This window comes from Microbacterium sp. ZW T2_14, from assembly GCF_044987405.1.
Taxonomy (GTDB): Bacteria; Actinomycetota; Actinomycetes; order Actinomycetales; family Microbacteriaceae; genus Microbacterium.
Genome location: NZ_JBJDRK010000104.1, coordinates 1 through 6,443, shown reverse-complemented (window position 1 = coordinate 6,443; position 6,443 = coordinate 1). Strand labels below are relative to the sequence as shown.

Here is a 6,443-nt window from a genome sequence, read left to right as displayed (position 1 = left end):
CCCCTCGGCCGCGCCGCGCGCGCCGCGGCCGAGGAGGCTGCGCGCGCCGAGCTCGCCGCCGCACGCGCGATCCCCGCGGCACGTCGGGCGCGCGTGCGCCGCGTCTTCCGCCTCCTCGCGACCGCCGTGGGCGTCGGCGGTCTCGGAGTGACCGCGTGGGGAGTGTTCGAGACGGTGACGGCCGGGGCCCAGACGCTGCTGTGGCTGGGTGTCGCCCTCGTCACGGTGTCGGGTCTGACGCTGCATCGCCTGTCGCGCGTGACGGCGCGTGCCGCTGCCCGAGGAGGAGTGGATGCCGCCTCCGGGCGTCAAGGGCGGCTTCGACGCGCTGCGGAGCTGCGGAAGGCCGCCGAACTGCAGGACGTCGCGCTCGAGCGCGAGCCGCGCGAATGGGCGCCGCGCGACCTTCCGCGCCCACTCACCGCGTCGGCCGGGTCCCGTGCGGCAGCCGTTCTGGATGCCGAGGCCGCCCGTGCGGCGCTGCGACAGGCCGCTCTCGAGCAGGCGATGCTGGCCCGCGCCGAGGCGCAGCAGCCCCCCTCGATCGACACCGCGCGTACCGCCCGCGCGACGTCGTCGGAGTCGGTTTACACCCGTATGGGCTACGTCGACGACGCCGAGATCGAGGCTCACGTGCGCCAGCTGCTGACCCGTCGCGCGGCAGGCGAATAGGGGCTTCGCAGGGGCTCCGTCGATTCGGGACGGGGTTCGAACCGTGATAGTGTTTCTGAGGTTCACGGGCCTGTAGCGCAGTTGGTAGCGCGCCTCGTTCGCATCGAGGAGGTCAGGGGTTCGATTCCCCTCAGGTCCACCGGAAGAAGGCCCCCGCCACGGCGGGGGCCTTCTGCTTTCGCCCGATCGGCCGCGCTTTTCGCCGCGGTGAGTCCGCGGTAGGCGGCGTCAGCGAGGCGGCGCCGGGTACCGCAGTCCGCTGCCCCAGCCGACCTCCCAGCCCGCACTGTCGTCGAAGTAGTCGGCGAAGGACACAGGCAGCGCGTGCTCGGGTTCGACCGCCGCCAGGAGGCCGGCGAACCAGGCCGCGTACTCGGGTGCGTCGTTCGTGGCGGTGAGGCGGGGGGGCGCCCGCAGGATGAGCTCGGCGACCTCCGTGGGAGTGGTCATGGCGTCGACGGTGCCGCCCGCGAAGTCGGTCGCGGCGCCCGACGTGTAGGGGATCGTCGCGCCCGGGTCCGCGGCATCCGTCAGCACGATGCGGTGATGCATGCCGGAGGGTGCCATCCCGGGCTGGACCCGCAGCCGGTGGAATCCCCGCCGGTGCAGCTCGCGGACGCCCTGCAGGATGCGGACGGACGTCGTCATCGCGAGTGCCGAGGAGATCTCGTCGTAGGCGCCTCTGTCGTAGGCGACGAGGGCGACGCTGTCGATCGACGCCGTGGGAGTGGTCGCGATCGTGTCGATCGCGGTCGTGATGGCCTCTCGCCGGGGCCATCCGTAGACGCCCGCGCTGACGAGGGGAAACGCGATGCTGCGGGCACCCAGTTCCTCGGCGACCTGGAGCGACCGGCGGTAGCAGGATTCGAGCAGCCCGCGGTCGCGTTGGCCGGCCGCGTGGTTCGGCCCGACCGTGTGCACGACCCACTTCGCAGGGAGGCGGCCCGCGGTCGTCCAGCCGGCGTCGCCGGTGGCGAGCCCGTGCGGGAAGCGTGCGATGCAGTCTCGGAGGATCTCGGGTCCGCCGGCGCGGTGTATCGCCCCGTCGACACCGCCGCCGCCGTGCATGGCGTTGTTCGCGGCGTTGACGATCGCATCGGTCGTCTGAGCCGTGATATCGCCGTGGACGGCGGCGAGCGTGGTCAGGTGCTCGTCCTCAGCCGGGGGTGGCCTCGGCGGCGGCGCGGGCTGCGGCGGGCAGCGCCTCGACGATGCGTGCCACGGCGGCATCGTCGTGGGCGGCCGAGACGAACCACGCCTCGAAGACGGACGGCGGCAGCGAGACGCCCTGCGCGAGCATGGCACGGAAGAAGGGCGCGTACCGGAACGCCTCCTGCGCCTTCACCGTGTCGTAGTCGACCGGCGCCTCGGCGGCGAACTGGATCGAGAACAGGTTGCCCGAGCGCTGCACGACGTGCGTGACGCCGGCCTGCGAGAGAGCGGATGCCGCGGCATCCGCGATCGTCGTCGCGGCGGCGTCGATGCGGGCGTAGGCATCGGCGTCCAGGTGGTCCAGCGTCGCCCGCCCGGCGGCGACGGCGAGCGGATTGCCGCTCAGCGTGCCGGCCTGGTAGACCGGCCCGAGCGGCGCGAGCAGCTCCATGAGCGCCGCCGAGCCGCCGAGCGCGGCCAGGGGGAGCCCGCCGCCGACGACCTTGCCGAAGGTGATGAGGTCGGGGGAGAAGGGCACCGGGTCGATGCCGTACCAGCCCGCGGGTCCGACGCGGAAGCCCGTCAGCACCTCGTCGAGGATCAGTAGCGCTCCGTGCGCGTGGGCGATGTCGGCGAGAGCGGCGTTGAAGCCGTGCGCCGGCGGAACGATGCCCATGTTGGCAGGGGCCGCCTCCACGATCACGGCGGCGATGTCGGCGCCGCGGGCGGCGAAGACTTCGCGCACCGCGTCGAGGTCGTTGTAGGGGATCACCAGCGTCTGCGCCGCGATGGGCGCGGGAACCCCCGCCGAGCCCGGCATCGCCAGCGTGGCGACGCCCGATCCGGCCTCGGCCAGCAGCCCGTCGGAATGGCCGTGGTAGTGCCCGGCGAACTTCACGATGAGATCGCGCCCGGTCGCGCCGCGCGCGAGGCGGATCGCCGTCATGGTCGCTTCGGTGCCGGTGGAGACCAGGCGCAGCCGCTCCATCGGGTGCATATCGGTCGTCGAGCGAGCGAAGCGAGACGAGGCGCCCTGAGCCAGCGAGGTCGCGTCGGTTCGGCGCGTTTCGTCTCGCTCGTTCCTCGCTCGCTCAACGACCGGGGAGTCGCGGGTGACGCGGGCGGCGATCAGCTCGGCCAGCTCCGTCTCGCCGGGCGTGCTCGCGCCGAAGCCGAGGCCGTGGGCCGCGGCATCCTGCACCGCCTTCACGACCGCGGGATGCGCGTGTCCGAGGATCGCGGGACCCCACGAGCCGACCAGGTCGACGTACTCGCGGCCCTCGACGTCGGTCACGTACGGACCCGTCGCCGACACGAAGAACCGGGGCGTCTCGTGCACCGAGCCGAAGGCGCGCACCGGCGAGTTCACTCCGCCGGGCATCGCGCCGCGGGCGCGGGCGAACTCCTGTGCGTTGGTCGTCATCGGATCCACTCCGCAAGCTCCAGGGCCCAATAGGTCAGCACGGCGTCGGCGCCGGCGCGGCGGATGCTGATCACCGACTCCTCGATCGCACGGCGCCGGTCGATCCAGCCGTTCGCCGCGGCGGCCTCGATCATCGCGTACTCGCCCGACACCTGGTAGGCCCAGACGGGCACGGGGCTGGTGGCCGCGGCATCCGACAGCACATCGAGGTAGCTCATCGCGGGCTTGACCATGACGATGTCGGCGCCCTCGGCGAGGTCGAGGTCGAGCTCGCGTGCGCCTTCGCGGCGGTTCGCGGGGTCCTGCTGGTAGGTGCGCCGGTCGCCCTCCAGCGACGACTGGACGGCCTCGCGGAAGGGGCCGTAGAAGGCGGAGGCGTACTTGGCGGCGTAGCCCAGGATGGGGGTGTTCGCGAAGCCGGCGTCATCGAGCGCATCGCGCACGGCGGCCACCTGGCCGTCCATCATGCCCGACAGGCCCAGCAGCTGCGAGCCCGCCTCGGCCTGCGCCACACCCATGTCGCGGTAGCGCTCGAGTGTGGCGTCGTTGTCGACGTAGCCGTTCGCATCGAGCACGCCGCAGTGGCCGTGGTCGGTGAACTCGTCGAGGCAGAGGTCGGTCTGCACGACGAGCGCGTCGCCGGCCTCCGCGGCGGCGATGCGGGTGGCGACGTTCAGGATGCCGTCGGCATCGGTCGCGCCGGATCCGACCGCGTCCTTCTGCTCGGGCACGCCGAACAGCATGATGCCGCCGATGCCGGCGGCCGCGGCATCCGTCACCGCCTTCTTCAGGCTCTCGGTCGTGTGCTGCACGACACCCGGCATCGACGAGATCGGCACCGGCTCGGTGGCGCCCTCGCGCACGAACATCGGGAGGATCAGCTCGGCGGGGTGCAGCCGCGTCTCGGCGACGAGGCGCCGCATCGCCGGCGTGGCGCGCAGGCGGCGGGGGCGGTCGGCAGGTGCGTACGTCAAGGGCGTTCTCCCGTCAGGCCGGCGGCGCCGGCATCGAGCAGTTCACGGGCGACGGATGCCGCGACCTCGCGCGGCGGGTCGCCCTCGTCCTCGGGCCACGTGGTCGCGTGGGAGGACGTCAGGGCGGTGGCGCCGTCGAGGCTGTAGACGCGTGCGGACAGCAGGAGCAGTCCCGCGTCGACGACGGCGCGGGCTCCGACGGGCGCGGAGCATCCGGCCTCGAGCAGCGCGAGCACCTCGCGCTCAGCCTCCACCGCGGCGCGGGTCTCGGCATGGTCGAGCGCGTGGACGAGATGCTCTTCGCCGCGCCGCACCTCGATCGCGAGCGCCCCCTGGCCCGGGGCCGTCGGCCAGGCATCGGCGTCGAGGTAGTCGGTCACGACCTCGGTGCGGCCGAGGCGGCGGAGTCCGGCGGCGGCCAGGATGACGGCATCCAGCTCTCCGCTCGTCACCTTGCCGAGGCGGGTGTCGACGTTGCCGCGGATGTCGACGACCACGAGGTCGGGACGCCGCGAGCGCAGCTGCGCCATGCGCCGAGGCGACCCCGTGCCGACGCGGGCGCCGGCGGGAAGCGTGGCGAGGGTGAGCCCGTCGCGCGCGCAGAGCGCGTCGCGCGGATCTTCGCGCGCCGGGATCGCCGCCACGACGAGCCGATCGTGCGGCGCCGTGGGGAGGTCCTTGAGGGAGTGGACGATGACGTCGCACTGGTCCGCCAGCAGGGCGTCGCGCAGGGCTCCGGTGAAGAGTCCCGTGCCGCCGGCGCGGGAGAGCGGCTCGCGGGAGCGATCGCCGTCGGTCGTGATCGTGACGAGCTCGGTGGTCACGCCGGTCGCGTCGGAGAGGTCGTCGGCGACCATGCCCGTCTGCGCGAGCGCGAGCTTGCTGCCCCGCGTCCCGATGCGCAGGGTGGTCATGAGAGCACCTCGGAGATCTCGTCGAGTGCGATGCGGCGGCCGGTGTAGAACGGCACCTCTTCGCGCACGTGGCGGCGGGCCTCGGTCTGGCGGAGGTCGCGCATGAGGTCGACCAGCTCGACGAGCTCGGGCGCCTCGAGCGCGAGGATCCACTCGTAGTCGCCGAGGGCGAACGACGCCACGGTGTTGCTCAGAACGCTGCGGTGCGCCGCCCCCTTGCGGCCGTGGTCGGCGAGCATCTGGCGACGCTCCTCGTCGGGGAGGATGTACCAGTCGTACGACCGCACGAACGGGTAGACGGTGAGCCAGGCCTCGGGGTCTTTGTCGCGCATGAACGCGGGCAGGTGGCTGGCGGTGAACTCGGCGTCGCGGTGCACGCCCATCGCGTTCCACACCGGCAGCAGCGAGGCGAGCGGCTCGGCGCGGCGCAGGGTCCGCAGGGCCGACTGCAGCGTCTCGGGGGCGACACCGGTGCCGGTGAGCCAGATCATGAGGTCGGCGTCGGCTCGGAGGCCCGACACGTCGTAGAAGCCGCGCACGGTGACTCCGGATGCCTCGACCTCGGCGACTGCGGAGCCCAGATCGCCGTCCGGCGCGGGGCGCTGGCCGTCGCGTCGGAACACGGCCCACAGGGTGTAGCCGAGGGTTTCAGGGGAGGCGCTCGCCGAGACATCGGTCATACGTCCATCTTTCCATCCCTCGCGGGCCGAGTTCCCGGCCTGCCCTCGGTCGTCGAGCGAGCGAGGATCGCGCGGGACGAAACGCCCGCATCCGGCGCTTCCGTTCGGCTCGACGCGTTTCGTCTCGGTCGCTGGCGCTCCCTCGCTCAACGACCGGTGGTTGAGATACCGGTGGTTGAGCGAGCGAAGCGAGACGAAACGCCCTGACGGTCGTCGCGGACGTCGGCGCGTTCTGCGGCAATCAGAGCGGCGCCCGCTGAACGACCGGTTGCTGTCCGCTCAACGACCGGTGGTTGAGGTACCGGTGGTTGAGCGAGCGAAGCGAGACGAAATGCCCTGACGGTCGTCGCGGACGTCGGCGCGTTCTGCGGCAATCAGAGCGCCGCCCGCTGAACGACCGGTTGCTGTCCGCTCAACGACCGGTGGTTGAGGTACCGGTGGTTGAGCGAGCGAAGCGAGACGAAACGCCCTGACGGTCGTCGCGGACGTCGGCGCGTTCTCCGGCAATCAGAGCGCCGCCCGCTGAACGACCGGTTGCTGTCCGCTCAACGACCGGTGGTTGAGGTACCGGTGGTTGAGCGAGCGAAGCGAGACGAAACGCCCTGACGGTCGTCGCGGACGTCGGCGC

The 6,443-nt window shown here is 72.5% G+C and carries 6 protein-coding genes and 1 tRNA gene; 2 read left to right on the top strand and 5 right to left on the bottom strand.

Going from position 1 to position 6,443, the window contains the following annotated elements; translation table 11 throughout:
* A partial coding sequence (locus ACI3KY_RS19885; protein ID WP_404931855.1) for a large exoprotein occupies window positions 1-672 on the top strand: 672 nt, incomplete at its 5' end.
* Window positions 673-738: 66 nt separating this feature from the next.
* Window positions 739-811: transfer RNA gene (locus tag ACI3KY_RS19880), tRNA-Ala, on the top strand.
* An 89-nt stretch (window positions 812-900) separates the two neighbouring features.
* On the opposite strand, the gene ACI3KY_RS19875 is transcribed toward ACI3KY_RS19880, so the two are convergent.
* Genes ACI3KY_RS19875 through hemQ form a run of 5 tightly spaced genes read right to left on the bottom strand, consistent with a single transcriptional unit; the run spans window position 901 to window position 5,815 of the window.
* Complete coding sequence (locus ACI3KY_RS19875; protein WP_404931856.1) at window positions 901-1,818, bottom strand: O-acetyl-ADP-ribose deacetylase; 918 nt, start codon at window positions 1,816-1,818, stop codon at window positions 901-903.
* A 10-nt stretch (window positions 1,819-1,828) separates the two neighbouring features.
* Window positions 1,829-3,247, bottom strand: coding sequence for a glutamate-1-semialdehyde 2,1-aminomutase (locus tag ACI3KY_RS19870; protein ID WP_404931854.1), 1,419 nt, complete (start codon window positions 3,245-3,247; stop codon window positions 1,829-1,831).
* The gene (gene hemB / locus ACI3KY_RS19865; RefSeq protein ID WP_404931853.1) at window positions 3,244-4,221 is read right to left on the bottom strand and encodes a porphobilinogen synthase; all 978 of its coding nucleotides are present in this window, start codon (window positions 4,219-4,221) and stop codon (window positions 3,244-3,246) included. The genes ACI3KY_RS19870 and hemB overlap by 4 nt, the downstream gene beginning before the upstream one ends.
* Window positions 4,218-5,135 (bottom strand): hydroxymethylbilane synthase, encoded by a 918-nt coding sequence (hemC, locus tag ACI3KY_RS19860; protein WP_404931852.1) that lies wholly within the window; start codon window positions 5,133-5,135, stop codon window positions 4,218-4,220. Before hemC ends, hemB begins: the two co-directional genes overlap by 4 nt.
* Window positions 5,132-5,815 (bottom strand): hydrogen peroxide-dependent heme synthase, encoded by a 684-nt coding sequence (gene hemQ, locus ACI3KY_RS19855; RefSeq protein WP_404931851.1) that lies wholly within the window; start codon window positions 5,813-5,815, stop codon window positions 5,132-5,134. Before hemQ ends, hemC begins: the two co-directional genes overlap by 4 nt.
* Window positions 5,816-6,443: the final 628 nt, after the last annotated feature.